Annotated in this window: 16 protein-coding genes; 4 read left to right on the top strand and 12 right to left on the bottom strand. The window is 64.7% G+C overall.

What is annotated here, in order from left to right:
- Positions 1-11: 11 nt before the first annotated feature.
- The 3 genes from EN786_RS08425 (at position 12) to EN786_RS08415 (ending at position 4,857) form a co-directional block, all read left to right on the top strand.
- The gene (locus tag EN786_RS08425) at positions 12-1,625 is read left to right on the top strand and encodes a VCBS domain-containing protein (RefSeq protein WP_281405014.1); all 1,614 of its coding nucleotides are present in this window, start codon (positions 12-14) and stop codon (positions 1,623-1,625) included.
- A 180-nt stretch (positions 1,626-1,805) separates the two neighbouring features.
- Positions 1,806-3,500 (top strand): type I secretion system permease/ATPase, encoded by a 1,695-nt coding sequence (locus EN786_RS08420; protein WP_127286883.1) that lies wholly within the window; start codon positions 1,806-1,808, stop codon positions 3,498-3,500.
- 19 nt (positions 3,501-3,519) lie between these two features.
- Complete coding sequence (locus EN786_RS08415; protein ID WP_127286882.1) at positions 3,520-4,857, top strand: HlyD family type I secretion periplasmic adaptor subunit; 1,338 nt, start codon at positions 3,520-3,522, stop codon at positions 4,855-4,857.
- Between the two features lie 107 nt (positions 4,858-4,964).
- On the opposite strand, the gene EN786_RS08410 is transcribed toward EN786_RS08415, so the two are convergent.
- The 6 genes from EN786_RS08410 to EN786_RS08385 all read right to left on the bottom strand — a co-directional run bounded on the left by EN786_RS08410 (position 4,965) and on the right by EN786_RS08385 (position 11,632).
- On the bottom strand, positions 4,965-6,329 hold the full coding sequence (locus EN786_RS08410; RefSeq protein ID WP_127309200.1) for a pyruvate dehydrogenase complex dihydrolipoamide acetyltransferase: 1,365 nt from the start codon (positions 6,327-6,329) through the stop codon (positions 4,965-4,967).
- Positions 6,330-6,332: 3 nt separating this feature from the next.
- Positions 6,333-7,331: an alpha-ketoacid dehydrogenase subunit beta gene (locus EN786_RS08405; RefSeq protein WP_127284102.1), complete on the bottom strand. Its 999-nt coding sequence runs from the start codon at positions 7,329-7,331 to the stop codon at positions 6,333-6,335.
- Positions 7,331-8,359, bottom strand: coding sequence for a thiamine pyrophosphate-dependent dehydrogenase E1 component subunit alpha (locus tag EN786_RS08400; RefSeq protein WP_127309201.1), 1,029 nt, complete (start codon positions 8,357-8,359; stop codon positions 7,331-7,333). The genes EN786_RS08405 and EN786_RS08400 overlap by 1 nt, the downstream gene beginning before the upstream one ends.
- Before the next feature lie 3 nt (positions 8,360-8,362).
- A complete protein-coding gene (locus EN786_RS08395) occupies positions 8,363-9,685 on the bottom strand; it encodes an NAD(P)H-dependent oxidoreductase (protein ID WP_127284104.1) in 1,323 nt (440 codons plus the stop codon).
- Between the two features lie 350 nt (positions 9,686-10,035).
- Positions 10,036-10,686, bottom strand: coding sequence for a hypothetical protein (locus tag EN786_RS08390; RefSeq protein WP_127284105.1), 651 nt, complete (start codon positions 10,684-10,686; stop codon positions 10,036-10,038).
- A 127-nt stretch (positions 10,687-10,813) separates the two neighbouring features.
- Positions 10,814-11,632: a hypothetical protein gene (locus EN786_RS08385; protein ID WP_127284106.1), complete on the bottom strand. Its 819-nt coding sequence runs from the start codon at positions 11,630-11,632 to the stop codon at positions 10,814-10,816.
- Positions 11,633-11,748: 116 nt separating this feature from the next.
- Between EN786_RS08385 and EN786_RS08380 the strand changes: the two genes are divergently transcribed.
- Positions 11,749-12,774, top strand: coding sequence for a sugar-binding transcriptional regulator (locus EN786_RS08380; RefSeq protein WP_127309203.1), 1,026 nt, complete (start codon positions 11,749-11,751; stop codon positions 12,772-12,774).
- A gap of 36 nt (positions 12,775-12,810) precedes the next feature.
- On the opposite strand, the gene EN786_RS08375 is transcribed toward EN786_RS08380, so the two are convergent.
- The 6 genes from EN786_RS08375 to EN786_RS08350 form a co-directional block, all read right to left on the bottom strand.
- Positions 12,811-13,770: a sugar kinase gene (locus EN786_RS08375; RefSeq protein WP_127309204.1), complete on the bottom strand. Its 960-nt coding sequence runs from the start codon at positions 13,768-13,770 to the stop codon at positions 12,811-12,813.
- Positions 13,771-13,781: 11 nt separating this feature from the next.
- Entirely contained in the window at positions 13,782-14,840 is a 1,059-nt protein-coding gene (locus tag EN786_RS08370; protein WP_127309205.1) for an ABC transporter ATP-binding protein, read from the bottom strand.
- 59 nt (positions 14,841-14,899) lie between these two features.
- Entirely contained in the window at positions 14,900-15,739 is an 840-nt protein-coding gene (locus EN786_RS08365; RefSeq protein WP_127309206.1) for a carbohydrate ABC transporter permease, read from the bottom strand.
- Between the two features lie 3 nt (positions 15,740-15,742).
- Entirely contained in the window at positions 15,743-16,684 is a 942-nt protein-coding gene (locus tag EN786_RS08360) for a sugar ABC transporter permease (protein WP_245478149.1), read from the bottom strand.
- Between the two features lie 48 nt (positions 16,685-16,732).
- Positions 16,733-18,268, bottom strand: coding sequence for an extracellular solute-binding protein (locus EN786_RS08355; RefSeq protein ID WP_245478150.1), 1,536 nt, complete (start codon positions 18,266-18,268; stop codon positions 16,733-16,735).
- 558 nt (positions 18,269-18,826) lie between these two features.
- The gene (locus tag EN786_RS08350; protein WP_127309207.1) at positions 18,827-21,664 is read right to left on the bottom strand and encodes an ATP-dependent Clp protease ATP-binding subunit; all 2,838 of its coding nucleotides are present in this window, start codon (positions 21,662-21,664) and stop codon (positions 18,827-18,829) included.
- Positions 21,665-21,991 lie beyond the last annotated feature (327 nt).

Here is a 21,991-nt window from a genome sequence, read left to right as displayed (position 1 = left end):
CCCAGGCCGCCATCCAGCAGCTCGGCGCCGGCGACACCATCACCGACAGCTTCACCGCCGTCTCCTCCGACGGCAGCGACAGCCAGCTCGTCACCGTCACCATCCATGGCACCAACGACAGCGCGGTGATCACGGCCAACGGCGCCCAGGACACGTCCGTCACGGAGAAGAGCGGCGTTGCCAACGGTACGCTGGGCGATGCGACGGCCTCGGGCGACCTCAACGCAACCGATGTCGACAACGCGGCGACCTTCAACGTCCAGGCTGCCGTGGCCAAGAGCTATGGCACGTTCTCGATCGATGCTGCCGGCACCTGGAGCTATACGCTGGACGACAGCAACGCCACTGTTCAGGCGCTGAACAGCAGCGGCGCGAACACCACGCTGCATGAACTGGTGACGGTCACCACCGTCGACGGCACGCAGCAGGTGATCGACATCACCATCCACGGCGCCAACGATGCCGCGGCGATCACCGGCACGGCGACCGGAACCGTCGTCGAAGCGGGCAGTTCCAATGGCGGCGGCACACCGACAGCGACCGGCGACCTTCTGTCGACCGATGTCGACAACACCACGGACGCGTTCCAGGCCGTCAATTCCGCGACGGCCAGTGCGTCCGGCTACGGCACCTTCACCGTGACATCAGCCGGTGTCTGGACCTACACGCTCGACAATTCGAACCCGACGGTCAACGCGCTCAGCAACGGGCAGCCCTTGAGCGACAGTTTTACCGTCTATTCGGAGGATGGCACCGCAAAGCTGGTCTCGGTCTCCATCACCGGCGCCGACGACGGCCCGCCGCGCTTTGCGCCGACCGATATCCAGCTGACGCCGAGCACAACAACGGATAATCTGAATTTCAATTCCTTCCAGTTCACGGGAACCCTGAGCGCGACCGACTCAGATCCTGGCAGCTTTGTCTACAGCATCACCTCGCAATCGAATACGAACCTGTTTTCGATCAGCGGGAACACGCTCAGCTCGGGAAGCCTCACGACGAACAGCATATCCACCGTGACCGTGCAGGCCACCCAAGTCGGCGACCCGGTCGGGCCCGCATATCAGTACAGCGAGACGTTCCAGATCATAACGGGCAGCAACGGCTTGAACGCGGGAGAAACACTCAACGATCCCAGCAACAACAACGGCGACGACGTCCTCTACGGCAATGGCGGAGCGGACTCGATCTTTGGCCTGGCCGGTAACGACACGCTGTTCGGGCAGGACGGCAACGACACACTGAACGGCGGCGATGGCAACGACCGATTGGTGGGCGGCGTCGGCACCGACACGCTCACTGGCGGGGCGGGATCCGACACGTTCTACTACGGATCGGCCATCTCGGATTCCCCGGCAAGCGCCGCGAACGACACCATCACCGACTTCGTACATGGCGTCGACAAGATCGACCTCTCCTCGATCGATGCCGCTGCCGCCGCGGGCGATCAGGCCTTCCTGTTCGGCGGGCAAAACGGGGCTACCGTCGCCAACAGCATCACCTGGTCCGAAAGTGGCGGCAACACCGTCATCCACGTCGACGTGACCGGCAACACGACGGCCGACTTCCAGATCACGCTGACCGGCACCGGGCTTGGACTGACAGCGAGCGATTTCGTGCTGTGATGAAGGAGGTGAGCCGGCGGCTCCGCCGACTCACCTCATCTCTCTCCAGCCGCGGATTCGGCCTGCGAATTAAGGTTTACATCAGGTTTACAAGCGGATCGCGTGGCTGGCGGGAAGATCGGGAGTAGTATCGGTTCGGGCGTGTAGACAGGGGGCGGTTCTCCGCTGGGCATTTTGGGCATCGATAACAAATCGCAGATCGTGAAGGACGCGCTTGGGGCGTGCCGCCGCTATTTCCTGGTCGCGGCGGCGTTCAGCCTGGCGATCAATCTGCTCTATCTCGCCTCGCCGCTCTACATGCTGCAGATCTACGACCGGGTGGTTACCAGCGGCAGCCAGACGACGCTGGTCATGCTGACGATCGTGCTGCTGGCGGCCTTCCTTGCGCTGGCCGGCCTCGATCTGGTGCGCGCCTGGATCCTGACGCGCGCCAGCGCGCGCCTCGATCGGCTGCTTTCGGCGAGGATCCTCGCCGCATCTGTCGAAACGCCTTCGCAGGGCGCCGCGCAAAGCCAGCCGATCCGCGACTTCGACACCTTCCGCCAGGTCATCACCGGCAGCGGCATCCACGCGCTGTTCGACCTGCCCTGGTCGCCGATCTACATCGGCATCATCTTCCTGCTGCATCCCTGGCTGGGCTTCTTCGCGCTCGGCTCAGCGCTTCTGCTCATCGCCATGGCCGTGCTCAACGAATACCTGGTGCGCGCGCCGCTGAAGCAGGCCAACGACATCGCCACGACCAACTACAATTTCACCGAGATGAGCCTCAGGAATTCGGAGGTCGTGCGCGCCATGGGCATGATCGACGGCCTCGTCCGCCGCTGGGGCCGCGACCGCAACCTTGCACTCTTGCGTCAGGCACAAGCCAGCGACCGCGCCGCGCTGATGACGGGGCTGATCCGCTTCCTGCGCCTGACCATGCAGTCGCTCATCCTCGGCCTCGGCGCCTATCTGGTCATCGAACGGCAGACCACCGCCGGCTCGATGTTCGCGGCCAGCCTGTTGCTCGGCCGCGGGCTGCAGCCGGTCGAGCAGATCGTCGGCCTGTGGCGCAGCCTGATCCTGGCGCGCGCCGCACTTGCGAGGGTGCGCAAGCTGGTCGATGGCGGCGGGCAAAGCGAGCGGTCTTTCAACCTGCCGAAGCCCACCGGCAGGATCTCTGTCGAGCAGGTGAGCTTCGCCGTTCCCAGTGTGCAGAAGGTGCTGCTGCGCGACGTGTCGTTCCGGCTGGAGGCCGGCGAGGCGCTGGGCATCGTCGGCCCTTCGGGCGCCGGCAAATCGACGCTGGCCAGGCATCTGGCGGGCGTCATGCAGCCCAGCCGCGGCACCGTCAGGCTGGATGGGGCCGACATGTCGCATTGGGGGCGCGATGCGCTGGGCGACCACATTGGCTATCTGCCGCAGGATATCGAGCTCTTCGCCGACACCGTCGCCGCCAACATCGGCCGCTTCAAGACCAATGTCGACCAAGAGGTGATCGAGGCCGCGCGGCTGGCCGGCGTGCATGAGATGATCATCCGTCTGCCGCAGGGCTACGAGACGCAGATCGGCGAAGGCGGTGCGGTGCTGTCCGGCGGCTATCGCCAGCGCATCGCCCTTGCCCGGGCCGTGTTCGGCACGCCGAACCTCATCATCCTCGACGAGCCGAGCTCCAATCTCGACGCCGATGGCGACCGCGCGCTGAGCGACTGCGCGATCGAGCTAAAGAGGCGCGGCAGCACCGTCATCATCGTCTCGCACCGGCCCTCGACACTCGCCAATGTCGACAAGATCCTGCTCTTGCGCGACGGCGCCGTCGAAGCCTTCGGCATGCGGAACGAAATCGTGGCACTGCTCAACCAGCGCCAGGCTCCAATAGCGGTGGCAACCCAATGAGCTGCGAGGGGAGAGACGTTTGAGCGACAGCGCCCTCATCTATCGCAGCCTGCCCGGCGAAGCCGGTATCCCGGCCCCGGATTCGATCCGGGTGCCGGCCCTGATCGGCCTGTTGATCATCCTCGCCTTCTTCGGCGTCTTCGGCGGCTGGGCGGCCTTCGCCCCGCTGAACGGCGCCGTGCTCGCCGATGCTGTGGTCAAGGTGGAAGGCAACCGCAAGAGCCTGCAGCACTTCGACGGCGGAACGGTGAAAGAGATCCGCGTCAAGGACGGCGACATCGTCAAGACGGGCCAGGTCCTGCTGCTGCTCGACGACACCAGGCTGCGCTCCGAGTTCAATCTCTACGCCCAGCAATATGCGCTGCTGCGCGCCACCGACGCCAGGATCCGGGCGGAGTTGGACGGCAGCCAGGACGTTGCCTTCCCTCAGGACATCGCCGGCGAGCACCAGGCCTATCTCAAGGACGCCATGGCCAACCAGGTCGCCGACCTCGAAAGCCAGCGCGCTTCGATGGCCGGCGCCAGGCAGATCCTCCAGAAGCGGATAGCCGAGCTCGACGAGCAGATCGACGGCAAGCAGGCCCGCGTCGATTCATACCGTGCCCAGTTGCAATCGACCGTCGACGAGAAGGCGAGCCTGTCGAAGCTGCTGAAGGCCGGATTGACCACCCGCCCGCGCATCCTGGAACTCGACCGATCCGCCTCGGACCTGCAGGGCCTGATCGACGAGAACCTCGGCGCCATCGCCGGCAGCCGGCAGACCAAGGCCGAACTCGAGAGCCAGATCGCGCAATTGACCAACGAGCGCCGGGCCAAGCTCTCGGCGATGCTGATCGAAACGCAATCCAATCTCGCCGACCTGGTGCCCAAGATGTTCGCGGCTCAGGCCGCCATGGACCGCGCCGAGGTCCGCGCGCCCTATGACGGCCAGGTGATGGACCTCACCGTCTTCTCGATCGGCGCGATCGTCGCGCCGGGCCAGACCATCCTCGACATCGTGCCGACCAAAAATTCGCTGATCGTCCAGGCGCAGGTTCGCGTCGAGGACATATCGAGTCTCAGAGCCGACATGACGGCCGAAGTCCGCTTCACCTCCTACAAGCAGCGTTCGATACCGATCATCCACGGACACGTCACCCGCATATCGGCCGACCGCATCACCGACAGCAAGACCGGCCTTCCCTATTATGTCGCCGACATTGCGGTCGATCCGGCCGAACTGGCGGCCGCCCCTGAGATATCGCTCTATCCCGGCATGCCGGCCTCGGTGATGATCGTCACCGAGGAGCGCACGGCGCTCGACTATATCCTTGGGCCGCTGGTGACATCGTTCCACACCGCCTTCCGGCAGAAATAGCCCCGGACCGGATCAAAGGGACGCTCGGTCGTTCTGATCCGGGACACGGCTCTGCCTGAAAGCGCGCGCCGGCTCGGCGACCGGGTAGAGCCTGTGATATCGGGCAGTCAGACCAGCATGCCCATCGGGTTTTCGATCATGCGCTTGAAGGCGCCGAGCAGTTCGGCGCCGAGCGCGCCGTCGACGGCGCGGTGGTCGGTCGACAGCGTCACCGACATGACGTTGGCGATCTTGATCTCGCCGTTCTTCACCACCGCCCGCTGCTCGCCGGCGCCGACCGCCAGGATCGTCGCATGCGGCGGGTTGATGACGGCGGCGAAATCCTTGATGCCGAACATGCCGAGATTGGAAACAGCCGTGGTGCCGCCCTGGTATTCTTCCGGCTTCAGCTTGCGGCTGCGGGCACGGCTGGCCAGGTCCTTCATCTCGTTGGAGATCGTCGACAGCGTCTTTTCGTCGGCATGGCGGATGATCGGCGTGATCAGGCCGCCGGGGATCGACACGGCGACGCCGACATCGGCATGTTTGTGCTTGACCATGGCGCTGTCGGTCCACGAGGCATTGGCATCCGGCACCGCCATCAGCGCCATCGCCATCGCCTTGATCACCATGTCGTTGACCGAGAGCTTGTAGGCGGGAACCTCGCCCTTCTCGGTCTTCTTCACCGGTGCTGCGGCATTGAGCTGCGTGCGCAGCGCCAACAGCGCGTCGAGCTCGCAGTCGAGCGTCAGGTAGAAATGCGGGATGGTGCTCTTGGCCTCGACCAGGCGGCGCGCGATGGTCTTGCGCATATTGTCATGCGGCACGAGTTCGTAGGAGCCTTCGGCAAACAGCTTCAGCACCTGGTCGTCCGACATCGGCTTCGGCGCCGGGGCGGAGGCAACAGCGGCTGCGGGAGCCTCCGGCGCGACCCTTGGGGTGGCGTTGGCGATCGCCGCGTCGATATCCGCCTTCACCACACGGCCGTACGGGCCGGTTCCAGCAATATTGGAAAGCACGATGCCCGCCTCACGAGCGAGACGACGGGCCAGCGGTGTTGCACGTGCGCCCAACGGCGATTGGCTGATCTCCCCCCTCGTGGGGGAGATGGCCGGCAGACCAGAGGCGGGCGCGGCAGAATGAGATGCTGGCGGGACAGCGCCCCCCTCTGTCGGCTTCGCCGACATCTCCCCCACGAGGGGGGAGATTGGAGCCTCATCCTGCTTCGCCACAGCATCAGCCCCATAAGCCTCGCCGTCAGCATAAATCCAGGCAACAGGCGCGCCGACGGGAATGTCGACGCCCTCCTTGCCGGTGACATCAAGCAGAATGCCGCTCGCCGGCGCATCGATTTCCATCGCCGCCTTGTCGGTCTCAATCTCGAACAGCACGTCGCCCTGCTTGACGACGGCGCCCTCGGTGACAAACCAGCGCGAGATCTGGCCGGTCGCCATGTCCATGTCGACCTTGGGAAGGATGACTTCGACGGGCATCGGCTAGCGCGCTCCCCTGACCAGATCGCGCGCCGCCGCGACAATGTCGGGCACTTGCGGAACGGTCGCCCTTTCCAGGTCGGGATTGTAGGGGATCGGTATCTCGGCGCCTCCCAGCCGCACGATCGGCGCATCGAGGAAGTCGAAGGCCTCGCTCTCGGCGATCATGGCGCTGACCTCGGCGCCGACGCCCAGCGTCTTCACCGCCTCGTAGACGCAAAGCAGCCGCGAGGTCTTCTTGACGCTTTCGATGATGGTGCGCTTGTCCATCGGCCGCACGGTCCTGAGGTCGATCACCTCGATGTCGATGCCCTCGGCTTGCAGCGCTTGCGCCGCCTCCAGTGCCTTGTGCACCATGATCGAGGTCGCGACGATGGTCAGGTCGCTTCCCTCGCGCCGGACATCCGCCTTGCCGATCGGCACCGTGTAGTGGCCCTCGGGCACCGGCCCCTTCATCTTGTAGAGCAGCTTGTGCTCGAAGATCATCACCGGATCGGGATCGGCGACCGCCGCCAGCAGCATGCCCTTGGCATCGTAGGGCGTCGCCGGCTGGATCACCTTCAATCCCGGCACATGGCCGAGCCAGGCTTCCAGGCTCTGGCTATGCTGCGCGGCCGCGCCGGTGCCCGAGCCGGCCGGGAACCGCATCACCACCGGCACCGAAACCTCGCCACCCAGCATGAAGCGCATCTTGGCCGCCTGGTTGACGATCTGCTCCAGGGCAAGCGTCGCAAAATCGGAAAACTGGAATTCGAAGATCGGCCGCAAGCCGGTCATCGCCGCGCCGACGGCGACACCGGCGCCGCCGAGTTCGGAGATCGGCGTGTCCATCACCCGGTCGACGCCGAAACGCTCGACCAGATCGCCCGTCACCTGGAAGGCGCCGCCATAGACGCCGATGTCCTCGCCCATCAGCAGGACGCGCTCGTCGGCCTCCATGGCGATCGCCATCGCCTCCTGGATCGCCTGCGCATAGCTCAGTTCGCGCACCTCGGCATCCATCACGCCAGCTCCGTATAGACGTAGTTCTGAAGATCGCCGATGTCCGGAGTGGGGCTCGCCTTGGCGAATTCGATGGCCTCGATGATCTCCCGTCTGACAGCTTCGCGCACCGCTTCGATGCCGTTGTCGTCGATGATGCCGAATTCCTTCAGTTCAGTCTCGAACAGCGTGATCGGATCGCGGTTCGACATCCAGTCCTCGATCTCCTCCTTGCTGCGGTAGCGGTTGCGGTCGCTCTTGGAGTGGCCGCGATAGCGGTAGGTCTTGGATTCGATCAGCGTCGGTCCCTCGCCCGCCCGGGCGCGCTCGACGGCGGCATGCGCGGCTTCCGCGACTTCCGAGAAGCTGTTGCCGTTGACGATGACGCCGGGCATCGAATAGGCCGCAGCCCTGTCGGCGATGTTCCTCACAGCGGTCGAGCGGGCGGTCGATGTCGACATGCCGTAGCCATTGTTCTCGCAGACGAACACCACCGGCAGCTTCCAGATCGACGCCATGTTCAGCGCCTCGTGGAAGGCGCCCTCATTGTTGGCGCCGTCGCCGAAGAACGAGACCACCACCTTGCCGGTCTTCAGCCGTTTGGCGGAAAGCGCCGCGCCGACCGCGATCGGGATGCCGCCGGCGACGATGCCGTTGGCGCCGAGATTGCCCTTGGCGACATCGGCGATGTGCATCGAGCCGCCGCGCCCTTTGCAGTAGCCGGTGGTCTTGCCGAAGAACTCCGCGAACATCTTTTTGACCTCGGCGCCCTTGGCGATGCAGTGGCCGTGGCCGCGATGGGTCGAGGTGATCTGGTCGTCCTCGGCAAGCGGCATGCAGATGCCCATCGCGCTTGCTTCCTGCCCGATCGACAGGTGCATGGTGCCGTGGATCAGGCCGCGCATGTAACAGTCCTCAGCGCCCTCCTCGAAGCGGCGGATGAGGTACATCTTGCGCAGCACGTCCCTGAGCTGGCCGGCGTCGTAGTGCCGGTAGGCAAAGGGCAGATTGGTGGGCGCAGCCTTTTCCAGCACGGCTTTCCTGGCCATCGGTCATGCCCTCCCGTAGACCAGCTGGTCCTGTCGTGCCCTGAGCTCCGCGATCCTTGAACCCGGCGCGGGCGCCGCATTGGCATAGGTGATGAGATCGCCCTTCCTGATCGGCGCACTCACCGAGGCGCCTTGCAGCAGGCCGCAGGGAACGGCTCCGGCCGCCTTCGCCTCCGGCGCGGTCATGATCCAGGCGCGGTAGCAATACTCGCCGATCGCATCGAGCCGTTCGCCCGGCTGCATGTCCTTCTTGGCGACCGCGCAGACCTCCGCCACCGGCTTTGCCAGCGGCACCATGTCGGCCTTGCCGTAGAGGACGACGCGCGCGCAGGTCAGCGGCACTTCGAGCGAGGTCAGGTGATACGGTCGATGAAAGGTGAAATATGGGCCCTTGCCCATCTTCAGGTCCTCCATGCGCTCCGAGATGCGCGGATGCGACATGTCGGCGACGACGAAGACACCCGGCGCGACGCCCTTGCCGATCGAATAGTCGACGACGCCGACCTTCGACAGCACGCCGCCATCCTTCTGCGGCACCAGCACCTTCGACAATTCGCCAAGCGTCGCAGCGGGCCCGTGCATGCCGGGCCTGTCGGGCACCAGTCCGGTGGCATTGGCGATCGCCGCCATCTCGACCATCGTCTTGGAGCCGTCGACGAATTCCACCAGCATGCGAACATTCATGTGGCGGCGCGCGGCCTCCTCGGCATAGTCATGCGGGACGGCGTCGATGTTGAGCGGGTTGTTCTTGCCTTTGCCGGCGGCGACGATCGGATGGCCCATCGCCGAAACGAACTCGATCAGTTCCATGCAGGAGGACGGCTCGTCGCCGGCGCCGAGCGAATAGGTGACGCCCAGCCTGTCGGCCTCGCTCTTCAGATAGGCGCCGATGGTCACGTCCGCCTCGACATTCATCATTACCAGATGCTTGCCGTGCTCCATCGCCCGCAGGCCGTATTCGGCGCCGACCGCCGGAACGCCGGTGGCGTCGATCACCACATCGATCAGCTCGTTGTTGATGACGAGGTCGGCATCGCCAGTGACCGCGACCTTGCCGGCCTCGATCGCCGTGCTCATCGCCGCGACGCTTGAGACCTCGCGCGAATGGCCGCTCTCCTGAAAGGCGATATCGACCGCCTTGGCCGCCGCCGGAAGGTTGAGTTCCGAGATCGCACCGATCTCGATGCCGGTCATGTGGACGACCCTGGTCACGATGTCGGTGCCCATCTCGCCTGAACCGATCAGCCCGATGCGGATCGGCTTGCCGGACTTCGCCCGCTCGGAAAGATCGCGCGCAAGGCCGGTCGGCGCCACGTTGATGGTCATTGCTATATCCTCCCAGGGGCGTCTTGCCTCCGGTCTGACAAATACTGAACATCTGTCTCCATATCAAGACGAATGTACAAATCTTTGCGGCAAAATCCGCAGCAGGAATTGCCTGCCGGATGAGAGGTCACGCACCTCGCGAGGGCATTGCTGCTTTCCGGCCCGAGGACCGGTTGCCCTCGCCTGAAAATCAGATCGAATCGCTCGGACGTGACTGCCCGAACGCATCGCCGGGCCGTAGGGCGACAAGCCCGGCCCGTAGGCCGATTGGGCTGAACCTGCTCCCTGGACCGGAGCGCCGACAGACCGACGCAGCGGAAAACGCAAGAACGGACTCGGCGCGCCGCAGCCTATCTCGTCGCTGCCGGAGGCAGGCGGTCGAGCGCCGTTTCGCGGGGAGCGGCGAGCGCCTTCTTGATCGCCGCCCTCTCCTGCGCCATCGCCGGGAAGAGCCAGTTCGGTTCCAGGCCGACGAACTGGTCGAGGAAGGCGATCGACATGTTCGGATCCTCCTCGGCGTTTTCCCGATAGGACCACCAGACGCGCAGATCGGAGGCGGCCTTTTCGAGATCGCGGGATTGCCCGAACTCCTGTTCCTGGACCGCGGCAATGCCGCAGACGCAGAAATTCGTATAGAGAAAGCCTTCCGGCCAGAACCGCGCGATCTCGAGCGTGGCCTTGTCATCCGCCTCGCTCGTCCCGGCATCCGAAACCATGACCGCCGGCTTGGTCCGGATCAGCTCGCGCAGGGCTAGCCCCGCGACGAAGACGATGTAGTCGGCCCGGTCGATCGCTGCCGAATCGTCCTGCTGGTCGATCGCCGCCAGCCAGTCGAAGAAGACCTGGTTCAACAGCTTGTCGTCGATCCGGTAAGAGAACCCAAAGTGCTCCTTCACCAGTTCCGCATTGTTCCGGAAGGCCTTGGAAAACCACCGCAATTGGCGGAGCCGGTGCCGCAGGTCGGGTATCGAGGACAATTTGTCCTTGGGTGTCAGATCCATTGTCCAGTTCCAACTGAGGCGCCCGCGATACCCAACCGCGACAGGGCATCAACATGTACATCTGTTGCACAAAAAATGCAAAGGTTCATCTCCGCCAATTTCGCGACAACCTCTCGCGAACGACCCGCTACGGAAGATGCGGGATCAGATCGGCAAAGACCCGCGCCAGGTCTCCAGGCCGATCCTGGCTTGCCAGCGCCTTGCTGAACAGCACGTAGCGCGCGTCGACCGCAGCGCAGACGCCCGCATAGATATCGTCATCCGCCGTGACGTCGGCGCTATAGCTGGCGACGGCGGTGGCCAAGGCGAGTGCCGCCGCGACATATATGCCCGTGTCCAGCATCCGGCCGCTGGCCGCGTCATCGATGTATCGCGGCGACTCGACCGGACGGGCGCGAAGAATGGCATGGGCCATGGCGGCCGCCTGCAGGGCAATGTCGTCGAGCGAGGCATCGTCGGTGCCTTTCGATCGGCCGGCCGGGGCCGGCTGCTCGGTTCTGGCCGCGAGGCGATGGGCTTCGCCGAACAGTTCCTCGCTCAGCCGCGGATTGGCGACCCCTTTCGCCAACAGGATCTGCTTGGCGGCGAAATAGCAGTCGCGCGCGAACAGCGCCTGGGAGGTCGCATTCTCGGTATCGAAGTAACGGCCAAGCGGATAGGCGGACGCGCTGCCGAAATGCGCCTTGGGGTCGGAAGAGAGCAGCCCAATGGCGACAGATTCCAATGCCGAAAGCGCGCTGTCGGAGAAGTCGGCGATCGCCGTCACCAGCCCGGCCGGGCCGGCGGCGCGGTCGCTCCGTTCTGGCGATTGGTCGTCCTGCCCCTTGCGGGTGGTCGCACGCATTTCGCGCGCCACGAACCGGGCGTCGCGCAAGCGCTCCTTCACCTTGGTCCGCAGTTCCTCCGGCAAAAACGGCGCCATCACCTCGGTCCCTTTGACTGCCAATCGCTACTCCTTGCAAAGATAGACAATTATGGGCTGCAAAGCTATGACATCGTCATCCGCGCATCCTGTGTTCCGGCTGTGACAGGTGGGCTGGAATGACGGGAGCCAAGGGGACCATGCGCCAGAGGAAACGGGGCTCGAAAGATCCCGAGATGCCGTTTGGCGAGAATGTCCGCGGCTCGAGTCAGGCCGACCGCGTCCGCATCCGGACCGCCTGGATGTACTATGTCGAGCAGCTCACCCAGAGCGAAATCGCGGCCATCCTCAATGTCGGCCGGGTGACCGTCGTCAGGCTTCTGGCCGATGCCCGCGCCCGCAACGAAATCAAGATCACGATCAACGCCAAGGTCGCCGACACGACCGAGCTGGAGCGCGGCCTCGAGGAACTGTTCGACATCCAGAAGGCGATCGTGGCGCCGCTGTCCGGCCAGCAAGCCGATCCGGTGCCCGTCATCAGCGCCGCGGCGGGCGACTATATCTCGCAGATCGCGACATCGAACATGCGCGTCGGCGTCGGCTGGGGACGGACCCTCTACAACACCTTGCCCTTCATCAAGGGCCAGTCGCTCACCGGCTTCCGCGTCTACTCGCTGCTGGGCGGCATCATCCAGGCGCGCCGCTTCAATCCGGCCGAGTTCGCCTGGCAGCTGGCCGAGCTCTTCCAGGGCGAGGGCTTCCTGGTGCCGGCCCCGGCGATCGTCGACAGCGTCGAGACGAAGCGCACCCTGATCGAGCGCTGCGGCCTCAACACCATCTTCGAAATGGCCGAGGATCTTGACGCCGTGCTTCTCAGCGTCGGCGGAACCACGTCGACCGCCACCTCGTACCAGGTCGGCTACCTGACCGATGCCCAGCACGACTCGCTGGTTGCGGCCGGCGCGATAGGCGACCTTTTGTTCCACTTCTTCGACGAGCGCGGCAACCTCATCGATCACGAGATCAACGACCGCGTCATGTCGGTCGGCCTCGACCGGCTGCGCCGGGCGCCGATCCGGCTGCTCGCATCCGGCGGGCCGGAGAAAGTGGGCGCCCTGATCGGGGCGATGAAACTGGTCAACCCGACGGTTTTCATCACCGACGAGGTCACCGCGGCGAGCATGATCGAAAAGACGCGGCTGAACGGATCGCGGAAGAAGGCATAGAGCGCCCGACGGCACGGCCGGCGCCCGAGCCGCGCCTCAGGCGGCGAGCGTGTTGGTCTTTTTCCTCGTGCGCCGCGCGAAGTCCATCGTGTGCTCGAACGACACCACTCCGGCCTGGCTGCCGAGCCCGGTTGCGTTCAGCGCCGAGGTCGCCTGCGCCAGCGTGACCGCGCTTTCCGCGTCGAGCCTGCGATGCAGGCCCGCCGCGAAGCCGGCGTTGAAGGCATCGCCGCAGCCGCAGGTGCAGATCACATCGACCTCGAAGGCCGGGATATGGAAGCGCGTGCCGTCGGCATGGTGATAGTAGGCGCCGTGTTCGCCAAGCGTCAGGATGCAGCAGCCCACGCCGCGATCGAGCATGAAGCGCGCCACGTCCTGCGTGTCGGTGAGACCGGACAGCAGCCGCGCCTCCTCGACCGAGGGCAGGAAATAGTCGACATGCGGCAACAGCCTTGCGATCATCGGCATGTCCTCATGCCTCGCGGAAGCGACGTCGAGCGTGGTCACGCAGCCGCGCTTCTTGGCGCGCGCCAGAAGGTCGAGGGTCGGCTCGCCATCCATGCGATCCATCAGGCCCGCGCCGCCGACATGCACGAACGATGCATCGAGCACCCGCTCGAACTGGTCCGGCGTGACTTCGAAGAAGCCGGTCGCGCCCTTCATGTGCATGGCCGGCCGCTGGCCGTTGTCCTGGACAGCGACGATGCTGGACGAGGTGCCGACACCGTCGATGCGCTGCATCATGCTGGTGTCGACGCCGTAGCGGTTGAGCCGGCCAAGCACCCAGTCGCCCATGTCGTCGGCGCCGACGCCGCCGACGCCGAGCACCTTCATTCCGTATTTCGCCGCCACGATCGCCGCCGCCCCGGCGGCGCCGGAAACGGCGATGGTGATCTCCTCGAGGAAATCGAATTCGGTCGGACCCGGAATGCGGCGCACCGGCCGCCCGAGGCAATCGAAGGTGAAGAAGCCGATTGAGGCGTAGTCGTAGAGCACGGTGGTTCCCGTCAGTTGAGGCGGATGCGCTGGCCCGATTCCGCGTCGAAGAAATAAAGCCGCTCGGGGTCGAGCTCAATGGCGATCGAGGTGTCGAGCGGCTGCCGGAAATCCCGGTCCGCCTTCACCTCGACGACCATCGCATCGGTGCGAACCGAAAGGAAGGTCTGGTCGCCGGTCGGCTCGAGCCCGTAGAGCTGCCCCTTGAGGTGAGCGGCCGTGCCGGTCGCCACTTTCGCGTCCTCGGGCCGCACGCCGAGAATGACGGCCCGGCTGTCCGGCAGATTGATGCCGGCGACCTCGACCCCCGGAGCGGAAAACCGCTTGCCGCGCACCTCGCCCTTGATCAGGTTCATGGGCGGCGAGCCGATGAAGCCGGCGACGAAGGTGTTGTTGGGATTGCTGTAGATCTCGTCGGGCGTTCCGAGCTGCTGGATGCGCCCCTTGTCCATGATGACGATCCTGTCGGCGAGCGTCATCGCCTCCACCTGGTCGTGGGTGACGTAGATGGTGGTGATCTTCAGCTGGCGCTGGACATGTTTCAGCTGCACCCGCATCGCGTTGCGCAGCTTGGCGTCGAGATTGGACAGCGGCTCGTCCATCAGGAAGACGCGCGGCTGCCTGACAATGGCGCGGGCAAGGGCCGCGCGCTGCCGCTGTCCGCCCGACAGCGCGCCCGGCTTGCGGTCGAGGTAGGCTCCGAGCTCGACCATGTCGGCGGCCCGGCGCACCCGCGCGTCATGCTCGGCCTTCGGGATGCCGCGCATCCTGAGCGGAAAGCGGATGTTTTCGTAGACGGTCATGTTTGGATAGAGCGCGTAGCTCTGGAACACCATCGCCACGTCGCGGTCGCGCGGATCGAACTCGTTGACCAGTTCGCCGTCGATCCAGATTTCGCCCGAGCTCAAATCGTTGAGGCCGGCGATCATGCGCATCGTCGTGGTCTTGCCGCACCCCGATGGTCCGAGGAAGACCATAAACTCCTCGTCGCGGATATCGAGGTCGACATTGTCCACGCCGACGACCGATCCCCACCCCTTGGTTACCTTCTTGAGCTGAATCTGAGCCATGTTCGTCTTTCCGGTTCTTTCTTTGGCCGCGCCGGAGCCCTTTGGGCCGGCGCGAAATCTCAGCCCTTGACCGCGCCCATGGTCAGGCCTCGCGACAGGTGCTTCTGGATCAGCACGACCAGAAGCATGATCGGCACGAAGGCGAGGAAGGCGACAAGCGCGATCGCGTTGTAGATGATGCCGTCGGACCCGCCGGTGAAATTGGCCAGCGCCACGGACAGCGTGTAGGCGTTCTTGGTCGACGCGATCAGCAGGGTGAAGAGGAACTCGTTGACCGCGAAGATGACGGCGATCACCGCAGCGGTGATGATGCCCGGCAGGCACATCGGCACGATGATCGACACCAGGATGCGCAGGTCGGACGCGCCATCGGTGCGGGCCGCGTCCTCGATCTCATGCGGGATGTCGAGCATGTAGGAGCGGATGATCCAGGTCACCAGCGACAAGTTGATCGCCGCATAGACCAGCATCAGCGCCCAGACCGAGTCGAGCAGGCCAAGCTGGCGGAACAGGAAGAAGATCGGGATGGCGACGATCGCCGGCGCCATCATGCGGGTCGACAGGATGTAGAAGCCGATGTCCTCGCGGAACCGGTAGTTGTAGCGGGCGAGCGAATAGGCGGCCGGGATCGCGAGCAGAAGATCGATTACGACGCTGCCGCCGACCGCCACGACCGAATTGCGCAGATAGTTGCCCATCGGCCAGTCGGTCCAGATCATGTCCCAGGCATCGAGCGACAAGCTCGGCCAATAGATCGGCTGGGCGGCGATGATTTCGGTCCTCGGCCGCAGTCCGATCGACAGGAACCACAGGATCGGGGCCAGGCAGAACACCGCCCAAGCGCCAAGCACCAGGTAGCGCAGCAGCAGGCTTTCGGAGGATTTCGCTTTGGCGGCCATGGGCTATTCCCGTCCCGAGCGGAAGAAGCGTTTCACGAACAGCTGCGCGACGATGACGGTCATTGCCAGCATCACCACCGAGACGGCCGAGGCGTAGCCGAAGTTGAAGGTCTTGAAGCCGATGCGATAGATGAAATAGCTGATCGTCTCGGTGGCGCCGCCGGGCGTCCCGCCGGTGATGATGAAGACCGAGGCGAACATCGTGATGATGTCGATGGCGCGCAGGATCAGCGCGACGACGACGATCGGCATCATCAGCGGCAGCGAGATGTTCCAGAAGATCTGCCGCCATTTGGCTCCGTCCAGCCGCGCCGCCTCTTCCATCTCGGCGTCCTGGCCCTGCAGCGCGGCGACGAAGATGATGAACAGGAAGGGCGTCCACTGCCAGACGTCGGCGACGATCAGCGTCAGCCGGGCAAGCCAGACCGAACCCAGGAAATCCAGGTTGCCGTCGATCAGCCCCAGCCGCATCAACAGGTCGCTGACGACGCGGCCGTCGTTGAAGGCAAGCTTCCAGATGAAGGCGACGGCCGAGGGCATGAACAGCATCGGCATCAGGAAGATGATGCGCCACGACCGCACCCAGGGATCGCGATAGGCGAAGGCCGCGATGCTGATGGCGATCGTGCATTCGAGCGCGAGCGCGATCGCGCCCATGACGAAGGTGTTCCACAGCGCCTGCCAGAATTCCGGATCCGACAGCAGCTTGCTGTAATTGTCGAAGCCCGCGAAGGTCCAGTTGTTGAAACGGACGTGGAAGAAGCCCTGATAGATCGCATAGATGCCGGGATAGAGCGTGATCCCCAGCAGGAAGATCACCGAGGGCGCCACCAGAAGATAGGGAAAGACCTTGCGGCGCCACCGGCTCCGGGGTCGGAGCCTGACGCCGGGATGAGCGGCCTTGGCCGCCCATCCTGTACTGTTCTGGACCGCGGAGTCCTGCATTACGTGAAGTCTCCCTGGACCAGTCGGCAAGCCAGCATCGTTCAATCGTCAGACCGGCGGGGTCTTGCCCTTGCCGGCCCAGGTCGCCGGAGCCACGGCGGCGTATTTGAAGGGTTCCTTGTCCGAGAAGAAGCCATTCTTGGTCATGATCTCCTTCCAGGCCTTGGCGCCGGCATCCAGCGCCTCCTTCGGCTTCGCCTGGCCGACGATCGCCTTGTTGATCTCGTTTCCGAGCGCCTGTTCCATCTCGAACATGCCGGGAATGCGCGGCGCGCACCAGGCATAGTCCAGCGAGTCCGCCCAGACCGCGGCGGGCTGGGAAACCGACCGCAGCTTATCGTTCTTCAGCACCGACTTGTAGCCCGGCGCGACGCCATTGGCGTTGGCCTCGTTCATCGCCATGATCGATGCCGTGGTCAGGAAGGCGAGCATCAGGAAGGCGCCCTCCGGGTTCTGCGACGTGGCCGTCACGCAGGAGGTCGACCCGGCAATGTTCGGCGGCGCGAAGCGGGCGCCTTCGATCTGCACGCGCGGCTCATAGATGGTCAGCACGTCGCCGACGATGCGGCTCTGGTCCGGGCGTGTCGCCTGGGTGCCGGAATCCTGCCAGGAGATGTTCATGGCGAGCTGGCCGCCGAGCCAGGCGGCGCGGTTCTCGCCCCAGCCCCATCCGGCCACGCCTTCCGCCGAAGACGCCTTCAGCGCCAGGATGGTTTCCAGCGCCTTGACGCCGGCATCGCTGTTGAAGACCGGCTCCCAGGAATCGTTGAACAAATCGACGCCGTGCTGTGCGGCGATGTGCTCCCAGGTGTAGGTGGACCAGAAGCCGCGGGCGCCCATCAGGCCGACGCCGGCAACGCCCTTCTCAACCTTGTTGAGCTCCGCCGAAAGCCGGATCATCTCGTCATAGGTCGGCACGGTCAGCTTGGTGTCGGCATCCTTGCCCGTCACCTTCTTCAGGAGCGACGGACGCACATGCACCATCTGGATATCGCAGTCGAACGGGATGCCGTACAGGCCCTGGTCGCCGAAATAGCCGTAGTTCAGGCGATAGGTGTCGTAGAAGTCGTCGAGCGGCAGCTTCCACTTCGCGGCATAGTCGTCGAGCTTGGCAAGGAAGCCCGGGCCGGCGAAGTCGCCGAGCCACGGCGAGAAGAACTGCAGCGCGTCGAAGCTGGCGTTGCCGGAGATGAACTCGGCCAGCACCTTGTCGTACATCGAATCGTCCGGGATCGGCACCAGCTCGACCTTCATACCCGAAAGCTGCTCGAAGGGCTTCAGCCCGTCCGCGGCCGATTCCATGTCGGCGGCGCCGATGGCGAACTTGACCGTCTTGCCGGAGAATTCGCTGCGCACCTTCTCCCAGTCGACGGTGCGGATCCAGTCCTTCGCCGGATCCCAGAGCTCATCGCCATCGGCGAGCTTGTAGAGATCGCGGTATTCCTTCTTGACGTAGCCGCCGACATTGATCTTGGCGAGAATGTCGGCGGGGTTCGCGGCTTCCTGCGCGAAGCTGCGCCGCACATTGAACAGCGACACGCCGCCGGCCGCCACAGCCGAGGCGCCAACCGCCGCCGTCGACATCAGAAACGACCGACGCGATACATCCTTCCTACTTCCCATAGGCATTGCAGATCCTCCCAAACGCCCGCCAGAAAAATCATGCACCGTTGCGGGCCGACGACGATGCTAGCTTCGCGGACAGGGCCGTTGCGGACCCTGCATTGATTCAACCAATCACGCCATATCTTGCCGGGGCCGCGCGGAAATCAGTCCACGCCGGTGCAATCCCGAAACAACACGAACAGACATGTGACTGGGCCTCCCAACTCCCCCGATTTCAGCCGAGGTCGCTTGCCTCTGCATGAACATCGTTATTCTCACAAAGTCAAATGTTCATATCAGCGGGGCGTTGTCAATACGCTCTCGACGGACTTCCGCGCATCTTGGCGAGGCGAGCGCCGGTTAGAGATTGCATGCGGGAAGTGGCGCAATTCGACGTGCTGTCATCCGCCTTCGCCCTCACCGATGGCCGCGCCAATGCAACGCCTCCCGATCCGTCCAGACCGGGCCGGTGAGCAGGGCCTTGCCGGTCACGTGCAGACCGGGGGCGATGGCCGCCCCGCAGGCGCGTTGGTGTGACTATTCGAACGAGTAGGTGAACCCGTCCGCGGAAGCGCCGACGGTCACTTTCGTCATCTTGGCGCCTTCCAGCGAACGGTTCAGGACGCCACGGCTCAGTTCCGGCAGCAGCGTGTTGGTCAGGATGGCGTCGATCATCCGTCCGCCGGATTCGATCTCGGTGCAGCGCGCCTTGACCAGATCCATGACGCCCTCGCCGATCACCAGCTCGGCATCGTTGGTCGCCCGCAGCCGGCGCGCGATCTTGCCGAACTGGTGCCGGGCGATCGCCTCGATCATCGAGTCCGAGAGCGGGTAGTAGGGTATGGTCACGACACGACCGAGGAAGGCCGCCGGAAAGACCTTGAGCAGCGGGCCGCGCAACGCGGTATCGAGATCATCGATCCCGGTCCGCACGGTGCCGTTCTTCGTACGGTCCATGATGACCTCGGAGCCGACATTCGAGGTGAGCAGGATCAGCGAGTTCTTGAAATCGATCCGCCGGCCCTCGCTGTCGTCCATCATCCCCTTGTCGAAGACCTGGAAGAAGATCTCGTGCACGTCCGGATGCGCCTTCTCGACTTCGTCGAGCAGGATCACCGAATAGGGTTTCCGGCGCACCGCCTCGGTCAGGATGCCGCCCTTGCCGTAACCGACATAGCCGGGAGGAGCGCCCTTCAGGGTGGAGACCGTATGCGCTTCCTGGAATTCGGACATGTTGATGGCAATGAGGTTCTGTTCGCCGCCATAGAGCGTCTCGGCGAGCGCCAGCGCGGTTTCGGTCTTCCCGACGCCCGAGGGACCGCAAAGCAGGAACACGCCCACCGGCTTTTCCGGCGCGCCGAGCCCGGCGCGGCTGGTCTGCACGCGTCTGGCGATCATCTCCATAGCGTGATCCTGGCCGACCACGCGTTCGGCAAGCGTGGCGGCGAGCTTGAGCGCCTTCTCGGTCTGGCTGGACAGCATCCGTCCTGTCGGGATGCCGGTCCAGTCCTGCACCACGGCGGCGACCGCGTTGCGGTCGACGGATGGCAGGATCAGCGGCGTCTCGCCCTGCGCCGCGGCAAGTTCCGCCATCAATTCGCGCAGTCGTGCCAGGTCGGCGGCGGAATCCGGTGGCGAGGCGACGACCTCGGCAACGGGCGCCTCGACCTTGGCTGCCTTCGTTTTCGCGGCCTTCGTCTTCGAGGTCTTGGCTTCCGCGGCTTTCGCCTCCGACGCCTTGGCCTCGAGCACCTTCTTCTCGGGCGCCTCTGCTCCCGTCGCGGCAGCCGTTTCGTCGCCGGCAGCACCCTCGGCGTCCACCGGATCGAGCGGCACGCCCTCGCCGCGCAGCCGTGCGCGCAGCTCTAGGATCTCGGCCACCAGCGCCTTTTCCCGGTCCCAGCGTGCCTGGGCGGCGGACAAAGCGGCTTCGGTTTCGGCCAGGCCGGCCTCGACCTTGGCCTGCCGGTCGGCCACCTCGATGCCGATTGCCGCCTCGCGGCCGATGATGCCGCGCTCGACTTCGAGCGCCTGGCGGCGACGCAATATGTCCTCGACCTCGGCCGGCGTGGCATGCTGCGAAACGGCGACGCGGGCGCAGGCGGTGTCGAGCAGGCTGACCGCCTTGTCCGGCAGTTGCCGCGCCGGAATGTAGCGATGCGACAAGGCAACCGCCGCCTCGATCGCCTCGTCCAGGATCTGCACCTTGTGGTGCTGTTCCAGGACGCCGGCGACGCCACGCAGCATCAGCACGGCCACGACTTCCGACGGCTCATCGATCTTGACCACCTGGAAGCGACGGGTCAGCGCCGGATCTTTCTCGATATGCTGCTTGTATTCGGCCCAGGTCGTGGCCGCGATGGTGCGAAGCTCGCCGCGTGCCAGGGCAGGCTTCAAGAGGTTTGCGGCATCGCCGGTTCCGGCGGCACCGCCAGCGCCGATCAGCGTGTGCGCCTCGTCGATGAACAGGATGATCGGCGTCTCGGAGGCCTGGACCTCGTCGATCACCGCCTTCAGCCGCTTCTCGAACTCGCCCTTGACGCTGGCACCGGCCTGCATCAGCCCGACGTCGAGCATGCGCACGCTGACATTCTGCAGCGTTGGCGGCACGTCGCCCTGGGCAATGCGGAGCGCAAAACCCTCGACCACCGCGGTCTTGCCGACGCCGGCCTCGCCGGTCAGGATCGGGTTGTTCTGCCGGCGTCGCATCAGGATGTCGACGATCTGCCGGATCTCGGGATCGCGGCCGACGACCGGATCGATCTTGCCGTCATGGGCGCGCTGGGTCAGGTCGGTGGCATATTTCGCCAGCGCCGAATCCCCGCCGGGGCCGCGTTTTACCGGCGTCTCCGTGGCTGGGGTGGCCGGGGCAGCGCCGGCCTCCAGCGAACCTTCCATGACATCGGCGAAGCGGGAAATGACGCCGTCCGCATCGATCCGGTCGAATTCGGCGCTGATCTTCGACACCAGCCCCTCCAGCACCGGCGTCTTCAGGCAGGCAAGCAGGATATGGGAGCTGCGCACCTCTTCCACGCCGAACTCCAGTGTCGCCAGGTTCCAGCCTTCCTGGATGGCGTGGAAGATGTGGTCGGAGAATTCCTCCACCGAGGTGGCGCCGTAGGGCAGCTTGTCGATGGCACGGGTCATGTCCGCCGTCAGCCGGCTGGCGTCCAGCCCGGCATCGGCGACGATCATCTGTACGTCCGAGCGCTCCGACAGCACCAGTTGCTGAATGAAATGGACCAGTTCGACATAGGGATTGCCGCGCAGCTTGGCCGTGTCGGCCGCGGCCTTGAAGGCACGCACCCCCGTGGCATTGAGCTTGGCGACCAGTTCCTTGCGCTTGAAGCTCTGCGATGACCGGCGCTGTTCCATCGAACGTGCTCCCGAAATCAGCCAGCCGATACCCTGCCATAGAAGCAGCAGGTTGACAAAGCATGTGATGGATGACGCGCCTCGATCCCCGATTCGGTCGGCATCTTCCGTTTTAAGGAAAGCCCAGCATCCCCAAGCAAACAAACACGAAATTGCCCCTGCCTATGCGACGCATTTCACATACGGCGCCGGACAATCACGCCATGGGTTTCGACGACAGAACGGCCGCGTTTAGCTTCCGTTAGTTTTTGAGCAGTCCTTGAATTGTGATAAAGTGACGCAGTGTGATAACCTCACGTCACGCAAGGTCTAAAGGCCGCTCCTGGG

Source organism: Mesorhizobium sp. M4B.F.Ca.ET.143.01.1.1, from assembly GCF_004792275.1.
Lineage (GTDB): Bacteria > Pseudomonadota > Alphaproteobacteria > Rhizobiales > Rhizobiaceae > Mesorhizobium > Mesorhizobium abyssinicae.
This window is presented reverse-complemented; position numbering and strand designations above follow the sequence as displayed.

Coding starts and splice junctions, on each gene's coding strand:
- EN786_RS08360 (WP_245478149.1), bottom strand. CDS start 16,684: ATGCAGGACTCCGCGGTCCAGAACAGTACAGGATGGGCGGCCAAGGCC.
- EN786_RS08400 (WP_127309201.1), bottom strand. CDS start 8,359: ATGGCCAGGAAAGCCGTGCTGGAAAAGGCTGCGCCCACCAATCTGCCC.
- EN786_RS08380 (WP_127309203.1), top strand. CDS start 11,749: ATGCGCCAGAGGAAACGGGGCTCGAAAGATCCCGAGATGCCGTTTGGC.
- EN786_RS08355 (WP_245478150.1), bottom strand. CDS start 18,268: ATGTCGACGGCGGCGGTTGGCGCCTCGGCTGTGGCGGCCGGCGGCGTG.
- EN786_RS08390 (WP_127284105.1), bottom strand. CDS start 10,686: ATGGATCTGACACCCAAGGACAAATTGTCCTCGATACCCGACCTGCGG.
- EN786_RS08395 (WP_127284104.1), bottom strand. CDS start 9,685: ATGACCATCAACGTGGCGCCGACCGGCCTTGCGCGCGATCTTTCCGAG.
- EN786_RS08405 (WP_127284102.1), bottom strand. CDS start 7,331: ATGGATGCCGAGGTGCGCGAACTGAGCTATGCGCAGGCGATCCAGGAG.
- EN786_RS08370 (WP_127309205.1), bottom strand. CDS start 14,840: ATGGCTCAGATTCAGCTCAAGAAGGTAACCAAGGGGTGGGGATCGGTC.
- EN786_RS08410 (WP_127309200.1), bottom strand. CDS start 6,329: ATGCCCGTCGAAGTCATCCTTCCCAAGGTCGACATGGACATGGCGACC.
- EN786_RS08365 (WP_127309206.1), bottom strand. CDS start 15,739: ATGGCCGCCAAAGCGAAATCCTCCGAAAGCCTGCTGCTGCGCTACCTG.
- EN786_RS08350 (WP_127309207.1), bottom strand. CDS start 21,664: ATGGAACAGCGCCGGTCATCGCAGAGCTTCAAGCGCAAGGAACTGGTC.